This is a genomic window from Roseburia hominis, assembly GCA_040702975.1.
In the GTDB taxonomy this organism is placed as follows: domain Bacteria; phylum Bacillota; class Clostridia; order Lachnospirales; family Lachnospiraceae; genus Allocoprococcus; species Allocoprococcus hominis_A.
In genome coordinates, this window is record CP159990.1 from 2,573,393 (window position 1) to 2,590,756 (window position 17,364).

The following is a 17,364-nucleotide window of genomic DNA, read 5'->3' on the forward strand; positions in this document are numbered from 1 at the left end:
ATTACTGCAAATAGTTATTAAAATATTGTTTGTTCCGAGATGTCCGTCTCTAAAGCAACCAGGCACTTTTCAATTAGTGCAGCTCTTTGTTGATACTGAACTATTTCAGGCTGCTTTGGATCACTGAAGGGATAAGGGACCGAAATGCACTGAACAATTCTGTTCGCTCCTAAACTCTGGGAAATAGGCGTCATGCTGGCAGCATGTACTACTGTAATGCCAGCTTTTTCAATTTCATTAACCATCATTGCACCGCAACGAGTACACGTCCCTCAGTAAGAGGCCAAGATAACGGCCTGTACTTCATCTTGCTTCAAATATTCAATAATTTCTTTTGCAAGTCTTACAGATTCATTTTTATTTGTATGATTTCCGGTTAAACTGTACATATAAGGATGCAATCGCCCAATTCTTCCAGAACGCTCGATTTCATGTAAAACGTCCAGGGGAACGGCAAGCTGTGGATCATTATTAACATACTGTGGATCATAACCTCCATGAACTGTACGCCACTGCCCCGGCTTGGGATTATTCAAATCACCACCCTCTAATCTTTCCAACTTGGAAATATCATAACGTCCAAATTTGGTAGATGACGCAGAAGGAATATTATCCGGATTATCTATCGGAACTATTCCACCTGTTGTAATAAAAGCAAGAGTTGTATGTGCCATATCAGTAATAGGCCTGGCTACAGGAGGATGTTCTGCCAAAACAATAGGATATTCTGTCTCAAAAGGCTCTTCTTTAATTTTCTTTAAAAGCATGGTAAAAGCGCGTTCTGCTGCAGTATTTTCCAGTTTATCCTCTAACAGTACTGCACGCCGCATTCCACGCGGAAAATACCCTTCTTTCTCTGCCCAAAGGATAGCTTCATTTCCTAAAATTTTGTTTGCAAACGTTGCCATTTTGGCGATGTCTTTTCTCATTCTACCGGCATTATCACAACCAGAAAGAACGTACAATTCCTTCAGGTATACATTTTTACCTGGATTTTCTTCATGCATAGAAGTAAAAACAGGAATATGAAATCGCTGTTTTACATAATTACAGACTTCACTGCAAGCCATTCCATATCGCCCGGCCATAAAAGCCGGTCCTGCAACAAATAAATCCATTTCTATTTTTTCCAACATATCCCCTATCTCAGAAAGTGCAGCCTCTGTATAATCTGCCATATAATTATCGCCACATATCACAGTATGTGTAACCTCTCCACCTTTAAGATTCACATTTAACGAAATAGCAGGACCAACGGGCCCTTCCTTCATTGTCGGCGCATAATCTGCAACATTTTCCCCACCAATACCACCAAAAAACTGATTTAAATAAACAACGACCTTTTTCAAAACTAATCCCTCTCCTTCCTTTACCTAATAATTCTTTCCCATTTTAATGGAAGAGCCTAAAGTTCCATCATATCCTAATATGCTATGTGTATCCCCAATAATACTTCCATCTGACCGGAGCGAAGGTCCATATAACGCGTCATCTTTCCAAAAACCCGTAAACATATCACGGACAACCGACTGAATATCACCAACCACTGTTTCCATAGCAGGGAATTCCGTAATTTGCTGATTATTGCCAGTAGTTACAAACGCATTTCCTCGCCCATCCAGCATGCCCTTGCTCTGGGTATAACCATCACGTCCTGGGCTTTCAATAGCCATTGCAACCGTTTTAATTCCAACTTTTTCTAAGCTAACCAGTGTTGTAAAAAAATCAATATCTCCATTACCACTGCCTTGCTCACATAAAATGGCGGCATCCACTTTTAACATTCTGGCCATGGTAGCAATTCGAATGGCATAATCATTTTTTCGGTCCAAATTATCACCAATCAACATATTCGTAACACCAACAAAATTTATAGTTTTTCCATGTTCGGCATAAAGTTTTCTCAAAATGGGAAAACTTTGATATTCATAGGTATGAATATGGGAGCTTCCGGGAACCAGACTGCTACTGGTTACCGCACCATCCAGGAACTCATTCGGGTGTAACAATGTAGGAATGTTATATATGACATCCTGTCCGTACAACACCTCATTGTAACCAGGGCATTTATTATAAAAAGAGGACATCATAACAGAAAGCATTACCCGTGGCAATTCTTTATCAGCACATTCTGTAAGCTGAAATGTTTCTTTGCTTTCCGGAATTTGCTGCAAAACTGTTCTACCTAAATATTCAGCCAATAAATGTGCCCCCAGTCGATAATGATGATTTGTTTTTTGTGTATCACCGCAATCATCGCCTGGATCCGTCGTTTCAGCAGAAAAGGCAAGTATTGTAAGTTTAGAATATGGCGTCAATTCCGCCATAGGGCCCGACATATCGAGAATTGCCTCCATCCAGCCCCCATATTTTCCAACGGCCAGCACACACATATCCAGCAAATCATACATTGTCCCCTCTCCAGCTTGTGCAATTTTACCAGTATATCCTGGAAAACAACTCGCCCATCCGGACGTGCACAAGGTTTAACAGCCGCTTTAATAGGGACAAAACGTACACTTTCGCCTGGATGAGCAATATGTAATTTTACATTTTTCAATTTTCCTTCGGGATTTAAAACAGCTATTGCTTCCTTTTCATCAACTGTGAGGATTCCATTTTCAAATGTGGTTTTTTTACCAAAAACAATATCTTTCACATGAAAACTTCCTATCTCTAACTTCATAATTGCATCTCCTTCCTAATTCATCTAATGTTAGATCTTTTTATCAAACTGTTTTAATCATTATAATAATTTGTAGATAGGAAATCATCGTGCTAAAAAACTGTTTTATTGTACCACGGTTGTGCATTGTAACCTAAATCTCTTAAATTATGTATCTATATTCATCACTCACTCCAAATGTTAATATATTAAATTCACGATTATCATTAACTTCTATTCTGTTGTTTAGCCTACTCTGTAATATAAAAATGAGCTGCACATTATCTAGTGTCAGCTCATTTAACATTAATATCCATTTACTTGATTAAATTATTGTCATTTATATCAATTATTCAAAACTATAGCTTTCGATCCATACCGCTCTCCCGAATCTCGATCAATGTTCTAAGTGCTTTCACACAGCCTTCGATCCCGAGTTTGGAGCTACAGAGACTGATATCATAGCTTTCCACATCTCCCCAGCGTTTATTCGTATAGTAGTTATAATAACTTCCCCGGCGCTTATCCGTCTTGAGGATCATCTCTCTTGCCTTAGAATCAGTCAGATCATAGATCCTTGCAATACGGCGGATCCTTGCCTCTAAATCCGCATGAATAAAGACGCTCATTACATTGTCATAGGATTCCAGCGCGTAGTCCGCACACCGCCCTACCAAAACACAAGGCCCTTCATCTGCGATCTTCTTGATCGCATCAAACTGAGCCAGAAATACTTTATGGTTCAGCGGCATATCGTTCAGCATTCCGGAAGAGTATCCCAAATTATACGTATCCATCACCAGAGAATACAAAAAGCTGTTTGTCGGCTTCTCATCATGGCTCTCAAACAACTGCTGGCAGATACCGCTCTCCTGTGCCGCTCTGTCAAGCATCTCTTTATCATAGAGCTTAATTCCCAACTCCTCGGCAAGGGTCCTTCCGATCTCACGTCCCGCACTGCCGAACTGCCTTCCGATTGTTACGATTGTATTTGTCTTACTCATATCAGTCACTCTCCTTTTGCTGCATATCCATGTTGTCCTGCTATCTGATTTGAAAATGGCTTTCCTTTCAAGAGCAGAAATTCCTTATGCATATTATACAACTTTACCAAGCAAAAGTACAGAGTTTTTATTTATTTTGTCTCGAATGTCCAAGCTGTTCCAGAAGTTTTTGAAAATACTCCGGAAGCGGTGCATCGAATTCCATATATTCCCGGGTCGTCGGGTGAACAATCCCTAAAATTTTCGCGTGGAGCGTCTGTCCCTGCAGCTTCCACGGACATTTCTGAGAGCCATATACCGTATCTCCAAGGAGCGGATGACGGATACTTGACATGTGTACGCGAATCTGATGTGTACGACCTGTCTCTAGCTTGCAGGCAACATAAGTATAATCCCCAAAACGCTCCAATACCCGATAATGAGTCACAGCCTCTTTTCCATTTGGCGCATGGATACTCATCTTTTTCCGGTCTGTCGGATGCCTTCCAATTGGGGCTGCGATCGTGCCGGTCTCCTCCCTCAGATTGCCGCACACGATGGCATGATAAATCCGGTTAATCGAATGTTCTTTCAACTGTTCGGCAAGAAATTGATGAGCATGGTCATTTTTACACACCAAAAGAGAACCCGTGGTATCCATATCGATTCGGTGAACGATTCCGGGGCGCATCACGCCATTGATCCCTGACAGACTATCTCCGCAATGATAGAGCAGTGCATTTACCAGGGTCCCGCTGTAATGCCCTGCCGCCGGGTGTACCACCATCCCCTTCGGCTTATTTACCACCAGAATATCTGCATCCTCATAGAGAATATCAAGCGGGATATTTTCCGGCCTGATATCCAGCTCCACCGCATCCGGAATGGTAACGGACAAGATCTCATCTGCCCTCGGCTTATAATTGGCTTTCACGGGCTTACCGTCCAACGTGACACAGCCTTCTTTGATCAGTTTTTGAATATAAGAACGGGAAAGCTCCGGCATCTTCTCTGAAAGAAATTTGTCGGTTCTTTCCCCTTCCTTAGTCTCCATCTGAAATTCCAATTTCTCCATTATTTCTTTGCCCCCTTCCGGTAAGCTCTGGAATAGACAATAAAATCTTCTTCTTTATAATAAAAAAGCACAAGTAAAAGCAAAATCCCAAAAGTGACCGTCACGTAAATGTCCGCCACATTAAAAATCGGGAAGTCGATCAGAGAGAAATAGAAGAAATCCACCACATATCCATGCAGCGTGCGGTCAATCAGGTTGCCCACTGCGCCGGCCCCTAAAAATACCATACAGATCCTAAGCGGTAGGTAACGTCTTTCTCCGGGCGTGATCGCATAAAAATAGATCAGCGCCGCCATCACGACCGTAGTCATCACCACAAAAAATATCCTCTGGTTCTGCATCATGCCAAACGCCATCCCTCTGTTTTCCAGGTAATTCAGTTCAAATACTCCCTTCCATATGACAAACGGAGCAGAGTCCTTCAGATGTGCCACCGCAAGATATTTGGTAAACTGATCGAGCAGGATCAATACCCCCGCACCCACAAGGGCATATAAATAATCTGAGATTCGCAATTTTTTCATAAAATACTCCTTCTACACGTATTTATGTACCGTCACATAATACCGGCCTTTTTTGGTCTCTGACTGCACGCCGATATAGCGGAAACGCCCTATTCCACGGACAGAAATAATATCCTGCTCCTTCACATGATATCCGTTGCTTGTGACAAGCTTCCCGTTCACATACACCCGCCCGGCCTCAATAAGCGCCGTTAATTTACTCCGTGAAGAGGAAAATGTGAGGGAAAGCAGCGCGTCAAGCCGCACTGAAGCCACGGTCCCTTTGATTTCTTCGTACCGGATATCCGCCTGAAAATCCCCCAGAGATGCCGCCACTGCCATCACGGAGGTGTGCCGCACTCTGGTAAGCTCCGAAGTAATGTAATCCGCAAGGGTATCCGATGCAAAGACATACGCACTCGTCCCCTGTATCAGAATATCTCCCAGCTTCGAACGCTCAATTCCCAGATTTAAAAGCGCTCCCAGATAATCCCTATGGCTCAGTTCCTCGGCAAATTTGTCGTGCAGGGCGGAAATCTGAATCACCTGAATCGGGTAGCCCGCCCATATATCCGCTTCTTCAAGGTACAAACAAAAAGCATCAGGTAGAAAGGCTGCCATCTGACGCTCGGAAGTTGCATACCCGCCAAAGGTCCGGTACACGACCGGAAACAACTCCTTTGGCGTGGTGTGCAGAATATTCAGTTCATTCAAATTCAGGAAATCCGTATACATCGGAATCCCTCTCTGATATGCCAGATTCGAAAGCTCTATCAATCGCTTTCTAAGTAAAACTTCTTCTTTCTCCATCATACATTTCCGCAGGCTATACCCAAAGGGCATCCCGTATGGCCATTCGGCCGTTTCACAAGGTATGTAATTAGTAACGGTTCTGAATAGAAGGTGAATCAAGAGAATTTCCCAGCAAATCCTGGAGGTCTCCGGAAATATCCACATTCGCCGGGGTCACCAGGAAAATAAAACTGGAAATCTTCTGAAGGCTTCCATCAATAGCAAATGCTGCACCGGATGTGAAATCAATGATTCTCTGCGCGATTTCCAAATCCAGTCCTTCCAGATTCAGGATGACTGTACGTCCGGTAAGCAATGTCTCTGTAATCTCTCTTGCATCCTCCATGTTGTTCGGCTTGATCACACAAACCTCCATAGCCGGAGTACTTCTTCTCGCCGGCTGGCGCATCGGAGTTACTTTGCTGCTGGAAGACCGGGAAGGCTTTCTGGATTCAAATTCCTCTTCCTCCTCCTCATAAACCGGCTGCTTCTCCTTCTTACCGCCAAACAGACTTCTCTTGGAAGTTCTCTCCTCTTCATAGTCATCATCATAATCATCATCGAAGAAATCATCATCTTCGTAATCGTCATCATCACTTAATTTCATTACGTCCAAAAACTTATCCAAAACTCCCATGTTTTTCTTTACACTCCTATCTTGTAGTATCTGTATCATTCCGGTGACAGCCCATATGCTCCAACCCCAGGAACAACTTACCGTCTCCTAAATACCTGCCTTCTTACAGGGCATTTGACTGAGTATAATCTCTCTCGCCAAAAATCGCCGTTCCCACACGGACCATGGTAGCGCCTTCTTCCACTGCCACCTCAAAATCATTGGTCATCCCCATCGAGAGAATACTCATATTAACATTATTAACTTTTTCCTTTCTAATGTCAACAGATAATTTTCGTAAGTTTGCAAAATGTTTGCGATTTTCCTCGGGATCAGCCACAAAAGGTGCAATTGTCATCAGCCCCTGTACTCTTATGTGCTGAAATCTGACAATTTCCTTCACAAAGTTCATTACCTCATCAGGCATCAGACCGAACTTACTCTCCTCCCGCGCCATATTCACTTCCAACAGGACATTCGCGATGATCCCTTTCTTGGCTGCTTCCTTCTCAATCGTCTCTGCCAGACGGATTGAATCGACGGAATGTATCAGTTCCGCCTTATCAATGATATATTTTACCTTATTTCTCTGTAAATGTCCAATCATTTGCCAATGAATATCTTTTGGCATCTCTTCATACTTATCGGCAAGCTCCTGCACTTTATTCTCTCCAAAATACCTCTCGCCTGCCTCATAGGCTTCCTCAAGCATCTCAAGAGGTTTGGTCTTGCTTACTGCAATCAGGGTCACATCTTCTCTGTTTCGCCCTGCCCGTCTGCAGGCCTCATCAATTCGCCTCTCGACCTCACGCAAATTTTCTGTAATCATCTTTGTTCACTCCTTATTGGGTCACCAGCGCATTCTCCTGCACGGATGAACCGTCCAGGGCAATATGGTCATAATTAGACAGACCATAGCGGTTTCCTTCTTCTACTATATAATACTCTTCACTCTCGCAAAGAATATGTACCTGTTTAAATACGGCATAGCCTTTATTCACGTTATAAACGCCCTTCAACGAGTCAGTCTGACCGATTTTCGTGGTCTCAGTCGATTCCTCGCGGAGCAGCACGTCTCCCTCATTAAACAAAGATTTGTCCAGATAGACCATACCACTTTCCGTATCCCGGTAAAATACCGTAACCGGAACAAACTCTGTCAGCAATGTACCTTTCTTATCCTTCGTCTGCCGCAGGACCCCGGTCTCCTTGGAGGCGCCGCCGGTCGTAAGATAATCCTCCGGTACAATGAAGAAATCTTTTGTGGTCAGAGCCGATTTGGGAATCTTAAGCCCGGATTCGTCTTCCAGAATCAGTTCAATATCCAGATAACGCTCCGAAGCATAACGGATCATGGAGTTATAAAATGTAAAATATCCGTACGCATCGTCTTTTCCCCGGTTATAAATCCTAAGTGTGGCCCACATTGTCTCATTGTCTTTAGTAAAACGCACCTTAACGGAAGTATAATCCTTATCGCCCATTTTTTCAAGAAGAGTTTCTTCCATTTCCTTAGTAAGTTTGATGACCAGCGTCCACTCTTCCCCCGTAATCAGCTTGTAGACTGGATCACCGGCCTTTACTTCCATGTTGTTGGAAAAATTGTTCTGCATATATCCGGCTTTTGCCAGATGCTCCTCCGTCACATCCCCCAGGGACAGTTCTTCAAAGCCGTCAGTAGAATATACCAGTACTCCATCGTCCTGAGCCGTGTAAACAAAAATATCCTCAGCATTTTCGCCGGAAAGAAGCGAGTTGAGCTGCGTAATCCTGTTCTGTGCCGATTTGCTGGTAAGGACCGCGTTCGTCTCATTCTTCAATGTAGCAACGGCTGAAAATGCGACAGGCCGATAACTTTCATTAAATGCCTGGGCCTTCATCAGAATGCTGTTCCAGTCCTCAGAAGTTAGTGTCACACTTTCATCTTCCTTTTTTTCGCCTGCATCCTCCAGCTTCTTTTTTGAAATCGTATAAATATTCGCTCCGACTGCAGTCTTCTGTCCTTCCTCCAGAAAATAGTTCACATAGCCTCCCTGATCTGCAGTGACCACCTGCTCTGTCCGCAGTACGATTCCGGTATATGCGGTATCCTTCAGAATACTGCCTTCCCGCACCTCGTAAACGGCAATCCTGTCCTTTGTAAGATAAATCAAAACAGAAACGGCCAGGTAAATGAACACGACCCCGAACAGGATCACTCCGATATTCCACGTTCCTTTTCTCTTATAGGTTTTTAGGTTCGTTACTTCTCTCTGCATGAATGAAATCAGCCTCCCTGAGCGCCGCGCCAGCCAAATCGTGGTACTTTCCTCCCTGACGGCGGTTCTCATACTCCATTTTCTTCAATAATTCATCTTTCAGCTTCCACCAACTTGTCCCCCAGTTGCAAAATACAGCGTCCTCCTCCGGAATTCTTGAAAAGAGACGTTCCACTGCAATGGTATCCGGTATCTCCTCAAGGAAGGAGATAGCACGTTCGATGTATTCTTCCTTTGAGCATATGCTTATTTTACCATTCTCGTACCAATCACACAACCTTGTGTTTTTCGCAATATAGAGGGAATGCAGCTTGACCATATCAACCTGCAGTGCGGACAAGACCCTCGCCGTCTCCACCACATCCCGCATAGTATCTCCCGGCAGATTCAGAATCACATGCGCGCAAATACTAAATCCGACGCAACACCTGATTTTCAGCACTGCATCGATAAATTCGGCAATCCCGTGTCCTCTCTGAATCTGGTCCAGCGTGTGGTAGTTCGCAGTCTGAAGTCCCAGCTCCACATTCATCTGTACCGCAGTCTGTGCCCTGACTTCCTGCATCACGTCCAGATACTCCCGGCTAATGCAGTCCGGTCTGGTCGAGACCGAAATCTCCACTACCTGAGGCGTAGTTGCTGCTTCCATAAGCACTCTGCTAAATTCCTCCAGCGGCAGATACGTATTCGTATAATTCTGAAAATACGCGATAAATTTTTTCGCCTTATATTTTCCTGCGATTCTCTCCCTGGTACAGGTAAGCTGTTCTTTGACCGGAACAGAGGCTTCCATCGCCTCAAAACCGGCTCCCGCACCTGCGCAGAATGCACACCCATCACCATTTACCCGGTTCGGGCAGGTGACCGGAAGATTCACCGGAAGCTTATAGACCTTCTCCCCATATTTATTTTTCAAATACTCCGAATAAGGATAATATAACATTTTTTTACCAATCCTGTATAAAATTACTGTAAGCGAGCATACTACCTTTAGAAATCAGATAAGGAGGAACCTTACATGAAATGGTTTGATAACACGGCTCTTACGATCGTGATCATTGGCGCAGTCAACTGGCTGTTAGTAGGCATTTTTCGATTTGACCTGGTTGCCTATATCTTCGGCAACTTGTCCTGGCTCTCACGTATCATATACGCGGTAGTCGGACTTTCCGGCCTGTATCTTATCAGCTTATTCGGCCGCATTGGAAGTATGTCCGAGTCATAAATAATCTTCGAATAGGAAACATGATTTTCTATGTAAAGAGGGGTATCCCACCAAGAGATGCCCCTCTTTTATTTTTCTTAAATGCGTCGCATTCTATTCGTATTAAAAGATCCATACACAACCTGTATTTGGCGATCTCTTCCAACTATTCGGGAATCGCCTGGATCATAGATGTCATATCTTCATAGAGAACGGACTTCGCAGCCGCTCCCATCACGACCGAGATATATGGCCGCGTCTGAGCATCATATTCCAACAGAATCAAGCAATACCCAGCTTCCCCCGTTGTTCCTGTCTTACCTCCGGCTATGGTTACATTGGTCGGTTTTTCTGCAACTCCTCTTGCATACAAATTGGTCGGCTCAAAGGTCTCCGTAAGAGTTTCTCCGTCCGTCCCCGTATAGCTTGCAGTATACGATTCGCTTTGTATAATTTGCAGAAAACGTTCATCTTTTATACATTCCTGAAAAATCAGGTACAGATCATATGCCGTCGTATAATGCTCCTGATCATGAAGTCCGTGCGGATTCATGAAATGGGTATTATTTGCCATCAGTTCTTTGGCGCGCTCATTCATCAAAGCCACAAAAGTCTGCTCACTGCCTGCAATCTGTTCCGCTATGGCCGTGGCAGCATCATTTCCTGAATATAACAGCAAAGCGTTTAACAGTGCCTCCAGAGACCACTTCTCGCCCGCCCTAAGTCCACAGACCTGGGCATCTGAAGGAAAACTTGATGCGCTGGCCGTGTCGCTAATAGTAACAATGTCCGAGAGGTTCCCCCTCTCCAACGCCAGAAGTGCAGTCATAATCTTCGTCACACTTGCAGGATACAGCCGGTCATGCATCTGGTAAGAATACAAAACTTTTGAGTCCTCAAGGTCAAAAAGTGCCGCTGCGTGTACGTCGGTATCGCCCTCATACTCTACGAGGGACGCATCATCCTCCGCCACACAAAGGTCCGATGCCAAAAGGCTGCCCTCGTACAGGCTTTTATTATAATTCTGCTTCTCATACTCTGTCACATAGCTTACCTGCTGTTTCTTTTGGCAGCCCATCTGACTGCATGCAAGAACAGCTGCACAGCTGATCAGGAAAATCCTTTTGCTTTTACTTATACATCTCACGCCAGTCCAAGTCTCCTCTGTCAAGTGCCAAAATAATAATCTCCGCCGTCGCCAGGTTCGTTGCCATCGGAATATTGTGCGTATCGCACAGGCGTATTACATCATTCACATCCGGTTCGTGCGGTTTGGGGTTTGACGGATCCCGCAAAAAAATGAGTGCGTCAATCCCGTTCTGGGCGATCTGCGCCCCTAACTGCTGTTTCCCGCCAAGCGGTCCAGCTAAATATTTGTGGATAGAAAGGTTCGTCACCTCTTCTATCAGCCTTCCGGTTGTCCCGGTGGCATAAAGTTCGTGTTTGCTCAAAATCCCGCGGTATGCGATACAGAAATTCTGCATCAACGTCTTCTTGGAATCATGCGCAATAAGCCCGATATTCATTTTTCCACTCCTTTACTGATATTTTTTTGGCTGCAGTCCCACATTCAGCACAACACCGATTCCCATGAACATACTGACCAGAGAGGTCAGCCCGTAACTTACGAATGGGAGCGGGATTCCGGTGTTGGGAAAGATTCCTGTCGCCACGCTGATATTGATAAAAGACTGAAAGCCAATCTGTGCGGCAATTCCGCAGCAGATAATACGCCCCGCCGTATCCTGAGCTTTCATCCCTATCAAAATACACTGAACTACTATTAATAATAGCAGACCAATCACGATACAGCAACCCACAAAACCTAATTCTTCGCCAACAATTGCAAAAATAAAATCGGTCTGCGGTTCCAAAATAAAATTTCCGTTCTTTACGGAGGTAGTCGTATTGTTATTCAGCCCTTTTCCGGTAAGCTGTCCGCTTCCGATGGCCATAATCGAGTTATTCTGCTGATAGGCCTCATCACTCGCATACTTCTCCGGCTCCAGCCAGGCAAGGATCCTCGTCTGCTGATAGTCCTTAAGAAACGGCTGATTTGGCTGGATCACGATGCTGATAAATATCACGGCTGTCGGTATCAGGATGGCCAGCATCGTTCCGATAAATTTGTAACTAAGTCCTCCCAGATACATCATCACACAGAATACCAGCGCGATCGAGATCGTCGTAGAAAGGTCCGGTTCGACTACGACCAGAACAAGGATCGGCGCAAGAAGCACGACCGCGGTGATGATCGTCCGCGGTGTATTAAGGTCCTCCTCATGCGCCATCAAAAACCGTGCAAAGAAAAGGATCGTGACCAACTTCGCAATCTCGGAAGGCTGCAGATTCGTAAATCCCAGATTGATCCATCTCCTCGCATTATTTACCGTCTCACCCAGAGGCGTCAGAGGCAGAATCAAAAGAATCATATTCGCCGCATACATCAGCCAGTATAAATTCAGCATCCAAACATAATCAATAAGAGAAAGGATGACCATCACGATCACGCCCAGAACAAGCCCAACAATCTGCTTATTCTGCACGGATTTCTTGGCACTTCCCACCACCATGATTCCAAGGATCGATAGTGTCATGACCGTAATGACCAGCATAAACTTATAATCTTTTAAATGATACGGTTTCGATATTTTTGGTAGTCTCACGATTCTTCTCCTGTCAGTGTGATAAAAATGTGGGAACGTGTGATTTCCACATCAAACTGTTCTTCTTTTACCTTCATGTACTTTGCTATCGTGCGGTAGAGCTCCCTGCACAACATCTCATAAGTATCTGGTTTGCATTTGACCCGATCCGCTATCACCAGTGTCCTTATCCGCTCTTTTGCGATTGACACGGAAGGGGTTCGCCTAGCACTCTCAAATACTCCCATATGTTCACCTAATTCTTTCCAAACAGATGGCTGAGTTTATAGAAAAATCCATTCTGTTTATCCAGTTTCAGAAACGGGACCTCTTCACCACAAATTCTCCGACAGATATTGCGGTAAGCCTCCCCTGCCAGGGACTCCATATCCACCACCGGTTCTCCCTGATTGGTTGCGACCACTACCTGCTCGTCGTCTGGGATCGCGCCAATCAGATTGATGGAAAGAATCTCCGTCACATCCTCAATCGACATCATATCCCCACGCCTTACCATATCCTCCCGAATCCGGTTGACGACAAGATCCATGCGTCCGATATGGTCAGCCTCCAAAAGCCCGATGATCCGGTCCGCGTCGCGAATCGCAGATACTTCCGGCGTCGTGATCACAAGCGCCCGGTCCGCTCCGGCCACCGCATTCTTAAATCCCTGCTCAATTCCGGCAGGACAATCCAGAAATACGTAGTCATACTCGCTGCGCAGCTCCGAAGTCAGCTTGATCATCTGTTCCGGAGAGATCGCGCTTTTGTCTCTGGTCTGAGCAGACGGAAGAAGATACAGGTTCTCATGCCGTTTGTCTTTAATAAGCGCCTGCTTCAGACGGCAATTCCCTTCAATCACATCTACCAAATTGTATACGATACGGTTTTCCATTCCCATCACAACGTCCAGATTCCGAAGCCCCAGGTCTGTATCAATGACCAGGACCTTCTTATCCATCTCTGATAATCCGGCACCGATATTTGCGGTCGTCGTGGTCTTTCCCACACCGCCTTTTCCGGACGTCACAACTATAATCTCACCCATTATATATCCTCCTACCATTCTTGATCCTTCAGCGGGTCGATATAAATGCGTTCGCCGTCAAGCCATGCTATCTTTGCCTCCGGTCTCTCCTCTTTGCGGAGGTAAACATGATCCGCCGGCGTATCCGCAATCCGCAGCATCTGCGGTTTCATGGAAAGTGCGACGATAAATGCATTACGATTTCCCGCTGCACCAGCATGTACGATGCCCCGGATAGTGCCCAGCACTACAATATTTCCTTTTGATACAACAGTAGCGCCGAACTCCACATCCCCGAGCACGATAATGCTCTTCTCAGATTCCAGTATCTGCCTTTTCTTCAGTGTTCCCCGGTAGAATTGCCCCTCCCGCTTCGGTAAGTCCTCTATACTTTGTTCTACCACGCTTTTGTATAGTCTCTCTGTGTTCTCATTTTTATCGAAGATGCATACAATATGAACATGAGCCGTCTCCGTAATGACCTCTATGATCTCCTCCTCCTGCGGTTTGGTGAGCACACGTCCTTCAAACGTAACAGCCATGTCGGCATCTTTGAAAAAGCGTGCGGACTTCGTGAATTTTTCCCGAAGCTCCTCAAGGATCTCACTATACGGAACTTCCGGATCCATATGGACAAGCAACCCATATTTATTACTTTTAATGATTACCTTCGGCTTCAAATCCCCCACTCCTTCTTAATCGCCGTGAACAGCCGAAACTACAACTTCAGCCGCATGACCGGTAATAATCTCCTCTCGCGAGGCAATACCGTAATAATAACGGATCAGATCCCTTCCGATCTCTGAGGCGTATAAGGATTCATATCCGTTCTTGATTCGAATTGCAAATGCAATCTCCGGTTCATCACTTGGTGCATATCCTACGAACAGGCCATGATCCGGATGTGTCTTGCTCTGCTGTGCGGTTCCCGTCTTCCCTGACATAGCGAATCCGTCCAGTGAATTGTAGGTGCTGCTTGCTGTAACAACCCGCCGCATTCCGGATTGAGCCGCATCCCAGGTGCCTGCAGACACATTTTCGATCACATTGCGGATACCTGACTGATAAGTCTCTACCTGCTTACCGTCTGCTGTAACAGATTCCTTCAACAGAGTCAGATTATATACGGTTCCCCTATTTGCAACTGCCGTGATATAGCGTGCAAGCTGGGTCGTAGTATAGTTGTTAGTGCCCTGTCCGATTGCAGAACGCACGGAATCCGTGTCGGAAATCTGTGGCTCGGACTCTGGGATTTCCACCCCCGTGGTCTCATTAAGTCCAAAAAATTCTGCGTATTTCTGCAGTTTTTTGAGGCCTGCATCACTGGAATACACCTGCTCCGTCTTGCCATCCACATCTTTTGTAATCTCGCCTAAACGATAGCCAACTTCAAAGAAGTAATTATTACAGGAGTGCTGAATCGCCCCTTCTACATTCAATCCGCCATGAGAATTCGGGTACACCCAGCACTTAGGGCTTGGGGTAATCTTCTCGTAGGGACCCACACAGGTTAGCACATCACCTGTCGTGATGACGCCTTCTGTCAGTCCGGCAATAGCCACCAGCGGCTTGTAAGTCGAACCGGGGGCCGTCTTCTCCTGCGTCGCATTGTTGAACAGAGGAGCCGCCTGATTGTGACGAAGCTTACTGTAATAAGAAGAATCCATGCTGTTCGCCAGACGGTTATTATCATACCCCGGGTAGGAAACACAGGCAAGAACCTCTCCCGTATTCGTATCCGTCACCACGACCGAACCGGTACACGGTTCCAGACCAAGCTGCCCGGGCGTAATCTCCAGATTCTGAATCTTGCTCCGTATAAAATCATAGGGACCGACAGCGCCACTTGCAAGGCTCTGATACTGCGTCTCATCGTATTTGAGGACCGCCTGCTCATAAAGCATCAGGCAGATCTGCGTTCCGGTAATCCTCTGGGTCTTAATCATGTATTTATAAATCAGTTTGTCGAATTCTGCATCCGTTGCTATCTCATCTTCTATAAATTTCACCATCGCCTGATAGACTTCATTTAAATCAGTATAATTACTGTTCTCCCCCATGTAATCGTTCAGCTTGGAGGTGTCCACCCAGTTCTGGGAAATGGCGTAATTCAGATAGGTATAAAGGCTGATCGTCTCCGTCTCCTCCCACGCCTTATACGTATCGTCCTCCCGGTCAATCCTACCGCTTACGATCACCTTCGCATTGGAGGTCAAAAGATCGCTGGCGATATAGCTTAGATAGGCCTGTACCTCTCGCTCGCAGTCTTTATATGCCGGAGCATTCACATCCTCAAGCTGCGACATGACAGTAGTAAGGACTTCCTCTTTTCGTGTTTGAAATGCTGCCAGTACCGTTTTTTCCGTATCACCAGCCTCGTCTTCTTCAAAATGTGAGGTATCCAGTATCTCATTTGCAAAGAATGCGTTATAAACGTCATCGATCGGAATGATCACATCACTTCCTTCGGCCACCTGGCTGCGGTCATAATTCATCACATTTGCCATCTTCGCCAACAGGATACCTGCCAGCTTCTCCTCGATTAGATCATATGCTGCCTTCTGAAGATCCGCGTCGATGGATAGAATCAGATCATTGCCGGCCTTTGCCTCTTTTCCTTTGGTAGTCTCAATTACCTTACCCACACTGTTCACATAGAGCTTAATCTCACCTTTCGTCCCCTGGAGTTTTTCGTCCATAGACTGTTCCAGCCCTGCTTTGCCCACAATATCCGTAAGGGAATAGTTCTTTTTCGTATCTTTATCCAGCGCATCGTACTCTTCCTGAGAAATCTGTCCGGTATAGCCAATAATCGACGCAAAATACTTGCTGTCCGGATAAACACGCAGAGAATCCTCCGCAATATTCACTCCCTGCAGCGTGTCCATATTCTCCATGATCGCAGCAGTAGTCTCCACACTGACATCACTTGCGACCACCGTAGCCACGTATTTCTGAAACCGATTCAGACTCATGGCATACCGAATATTCACCATCTTAAGAATCTCCTCCCGGGAGAGTTTCGTCTCATCAAGACCATATCCCTGGCTTTTCTCATCTCCCGCACACAGATAATGAATAATTTCCTCTGCTGTGGCTTCTTTTTGTTCTTCTTCTAACTTATCAATGGTAGCGTGCCCGAAGATATCCGCCAAAAACCGAAGTCGCTGTGTACCTTCCTCCATCGTGTACTCATATTCTCCATTTTCATCAAGAACAATCTTAAAATCATGTATGATCGAATCACCGTGGGATTCCACAATATCAATGACTCTCGTGATAGTCTCGTTGATAATCTGGTTCTTTTCTTTTACCGTATCATACTCTCCATTATCCTCGATCGTAACCGAGTAGGCGAGCTTATTGTCGGCAAGGACTACACCGTTGCGGTCCAGAATCCTTCCCCTGGTGCCTTGAACTTCCTTCGTCTTTTGTATCTGTAATTTATAGTTATCCAGATAGTCCTGACCTTTGACGATCTGCAGATAGAAGACCCGCTGAATCAAAACAGCAAACATCACACAGAATACGATCAGCTCAATGAACGCTCTGGATTTGACTATCTCAGCTACCCACGCCTTGAAACGCTCCCACAA

At 45.3% G+C, this 17,364-nt stretch carries 17 protein-coding genes and 1 pseudogene; 1 reads left to right on the plus strand and 17 read right to left on the minus strand.

Features of this window, described 5'->3' with window-relative positions:
* Positions 1-17: 17 nt before the first annotated feature.
* The 10 genes and pseudogenes from ABXS75_11960 to ABXS75_12005 all read right to left on the minus strand — a co-directional run bounded on the left by ABXS75_11960 (position 18) and on the right by ABXS75_12005 (position 9,835).
* Positions 18-1,349 carry a glycine/betaine/sarcosine/D-proline family reductase selenoprotein B gene (locus ABXS75_11960; GenBank protein ID XCP83792.1) on the minus strand — a complete coding sequence of 444 codons (1,332 nt, stop codon included), beginning with the start codon at positions 1,347-1,349 and terminating at the stop codon, positions 18-20.
* 24 nt (positions 1,350-1,373) lie between these two features.
* Positions 1,374-2,686 (minus strand): annotated as a pseudogene (locus ABXS75_11965) (glycine/sarcosine/betaine reductase component B subunit).
* Between the two features lie 338 nt (positions 2,687-3,024).
* Positions 3,025-3,669 (minus strand): cytidylate kinase-like family protein, encoded by a 645-nt coding sequence (locus tag ABXS75_11970; GenBank protein XCP83793.1) that lies wholly within the window; start codon positions 3,667-3,669, stop codon positions 3,025-3,027.
* A gap of 127 nt (positions 3,670-3,796) precedes the next feature.
* On the minus strand, positions 3,797-4,723 hold the full coding sequence (locus ABXS75_11975; protein XCP83794.1) for an RluA family pseudouridine synthase: 927 nt from the start codon (positions 4,721-4,723) through the stop codon (positions 3,797-3,799).
* A complete protein-coding gene (gene lspA / locus ABXS75_11980) occupies positions 4,723-5,247 on the minus strand; it encodes a signal peptidase II (protein ID XCP83795.1) in 525 nt (174 codons plus the stop codon). Before lspA ends, ABXS75_11975 begins: the two co-directional genes overlap by 1 nt.
* A gap of 12 nt (positions 5,248-5,259) precedes the next feature.
* Complete coding sequence (locus ABXS75_11985) at positions 5,260-6,036, minus strand: YlmH/Sll1252 family protein (protein ID XCP87146.1); 777 nt, start codon at positions 6,034-6,036, stop codon at positions 5,260-5,262.
* Positions 6,037-6,106: 70 nt separating this feature from the next.
* Positions 6,107-6,655: a cell division protein SepF gene (locus ABXS75_11990; protein XCP83796.1), complete on the minus strand. Its 549-nt coding sequence runs from the start codon at positions 6,653-6,655 to the stop codon at positions 6,107-6,109.
* 103 nt (positions 6,656-6,758) lie between these two features.
* Positions 6,759-7,463 carry a YggS family pyridoxal phosphate-dependent enzyme gene (locus ABXS75_11995; GenBank protein XCP83797.1) on the minus strand — a complete coding sequence of 235 codons (705 nt, stop codon included), beginning with the start codon at positions 7,461-7,463 and terminating at the stop codon, positions 6,759-6,761.
* Between the two features lie 13 nt (positions 7,464-7,476).
* On the minus strand, positions 7,477-8,892 hold the full coding sequence (locus tag ABXS75_12000) for an HlyD family efflux transporter periplasmic adaptor subunit (protein XCP83798.1): 1,416 nt from the start codon (positions 8,890-8,892) through the stop codon (positions 7,477-7,479).
* On the minus strand, positions 8,858-9,835 hold the full coding sequence (locus tag ABXS75_12005) for a TIGR01212 family radical SAM protein (GenBank protein XCP83799.1): 978 nt from the start codon (positions 9,833-9,835) through the stop codon (positions 8,858-8,860). Before ABXS75_12005 ends, ABXS75_12000 begins: the two co-directional genes overlap by 35 nt.
* A gap of 75 nt (positions 9,836-9,910) precedes the next feature.
* Between ABXS75_12005 and ABXS75_12010 the strand changes: the two genes are divergently transcribed.
* Positions 9,911-10,117 carry a DUF378 domain-containing protein gene (locus tag ABXS75_12010; GenBank protein ID XCP83800.1) on the plus strand — a complete coding sequence of 69 codons (207 nt, stop codon included), beginning with the start codon at positions 9,911-9,913 and terminating at the stop codon, positions 10,115-10,117.
* Positions 10,118-10,262: 145 nt separating this feature from the next.
* Here the strand turns inward: ABXS75_12010 and ABXS75_12015 are convergent, their stop codons facing one another.
* From ABXS75_12015 to ABXS75_12045, 7 genes are read right to left on the minus strand one after another with little or no spacing between them, the layout of a single operon-like run.
* Positions 10,263-11,243: a serine hydrolase gene (locus ABXS75_12015; protein XCP83801.1), complete on the minus strand. Its 981-nt coding sequence runs from the start codon at positions 11,241-11,243 to the stop codon at positions 10,263-10,265.
* On the minus strand, positions 11,227-11,622 hold the full coding sequence (locus tag ABXS75_12020) for a methylglyoxal synthase (protein XCP83802.1): 396 nt from the start codon (positions 11,620-11,622) through the stop codon (positions 11,227-11,229). Before ABXS75_12020 ends, ABXS75_12015 begins: the two co-directional genes overlap by 17 nt.
* Before the next feature lie 12 nt (positions 11,623-11,634).
* A complete protein-coding gene (locus ABXS75_12025; protein ID XCP83803.1) occupies positions 11,635-12,762 on the minus strand; it encodes an FtsW/RodA/SpoVE family cell cycle protein in 1,128 nt (375 codons plus the stop codon).
* Positions 12,759-12,989, minus strand: coding sequence for a cell division topological specificity factor MinE (locus tag ABXS75_12030; protein ID XCP83804.1), 231 nt, complete (start codon positions 12,987-12,989; stop codon positions 12,759-12,761). The genes ABXS75_12025 and ABXS75_12030 overlap by 4 nt, the downstream gene beginning before the upstream one ends.
* A gap of 8 nt (positions 12,990-12,997) precedes the next feature.
* Positions 12,998-13,789 carry a septum site-determining protein MinD gene (gene minD / locus ABXS75_12035; protein ID XCP83805.1) on the minus strand — a complete coding sequence of 264 codons (792 nt, stop codon included), beginning with the start codon at positions 13,787-13,789 and terminating at the stop codon, positions 12,998-13,000.
* 11 nt (positions 13,790-13,800) lie between these two features.
* Positions 13,801-14,457: a septum site-determining protein MinC gene (locus ABXS75_12040; GenBank protein ID XCP83806.1), complete on the minus strand. Its 657-nt coding sequence runs from the start codon at positions 14,455-14,457 to the stop codon at positions 13,801-13,803.
* A gap of 6 nt (positions 14,458-14,463) precedes the next feature.
* A complete protein-coding gene (locus tag ABXS75_12045) occupies positions 14,464-17,364 on the minus strand; it encodes a penicillin-binding transpeptidase domain-containing protein (GenBank protein XCP87147.1) in 2,901 nt (966 codons plus the stop codon).

What these genes read in the sequence shown, in the direction of transcription:
- ABXS75_11970 (XCP83793.1), bottom strand. Translation starts at nt 3,669, where the DNA reads ATGAGTAAGACAAATACAATCGTAACAATCGGAAGGCAGTTCGGCAGT.
- ABXS75_11975 (XCP83794.1), bottom strand. Translation starts at nt 4,723, where the DNA reads ATGGAGAAATTGGAATTTCAGATGGAGACTAAGGAAGGGGAAAGAACC.
- lspA (XCP83795.1), bottom strand. Translation starts at nt 5,247, where the DNA reads ATGAAAAAATTGCGAATCTCAGATTATTTATATGCCCTTGTGGGTGCG.
- ABXS75_11985 (XCP87146.1), bottom strand. Translation starts at nt 6,036, where the DNA reads ATGGAGAAAGAAGAAGTTTTACTTAGAAAGCGATTGATAGAGCTTTCG.
- ABXS75_11990 (XCP83796.1), bottom strand. Translation starts at nt 6,655, where the DNA reads ATGGGAGTTTTGGATAAGTTTTTGGACGTAATGAAATTAAGTGATGAT.
- ABXS75_11995 (XCP83797.1), bottom strand. Translation starts at nt 7,463, where the DNA reads ATGATTACAGAAAATTTGCGTGAGGTCGAGAGGCGAATTGATGAGGCC.
- ABXS75_12000 (XCP83798.1), bottom strand. Translation starts at nt 8,892, where the DNA reads ATGCAGAGAGAAGTAACGAACCTAAAAACCTATAAGAGAAAAGGAACG.
- ABXS75_12005 (XCP83799.1), bottom strand. Translation starts at nt 9,835, where the DNA reads ATGTTATATTATCCTTATTCGGAGTATTTGAAAAATAAATATGGGGAG.
- ABXS75_12010 (XCP83800.1), top strand. Translation starts at nt 9,911, where the DNA reads ATGAAATGGTTTGATAACACGGCTCTTACGATCGTGATCATTGGCGCA.
- ABXS75_12020 (XCP83802.1), bottom strand. Translation starts at nt 11,622, where the DNA reads ATGAATATCGGGCTTATTGCGCATGATTCCAAGAAGACGTTGATGCAG.
- ABXS75_12030 (XCP83804.1), bottom strand. Translation starts at nt 12,989, where the DNA reads ATGGGAGTATTTGAGAGTGCTAGGCGAACCCCTTCCGTGTCAATCGCA.
- minD (XCP83805.1), bottom strand. Translation starts at nt 13,789, where the DNA reads ATGGGTGAGATTATAGTTGTGACGTCCGGAAAAGGCGGTGTGGGAAAG.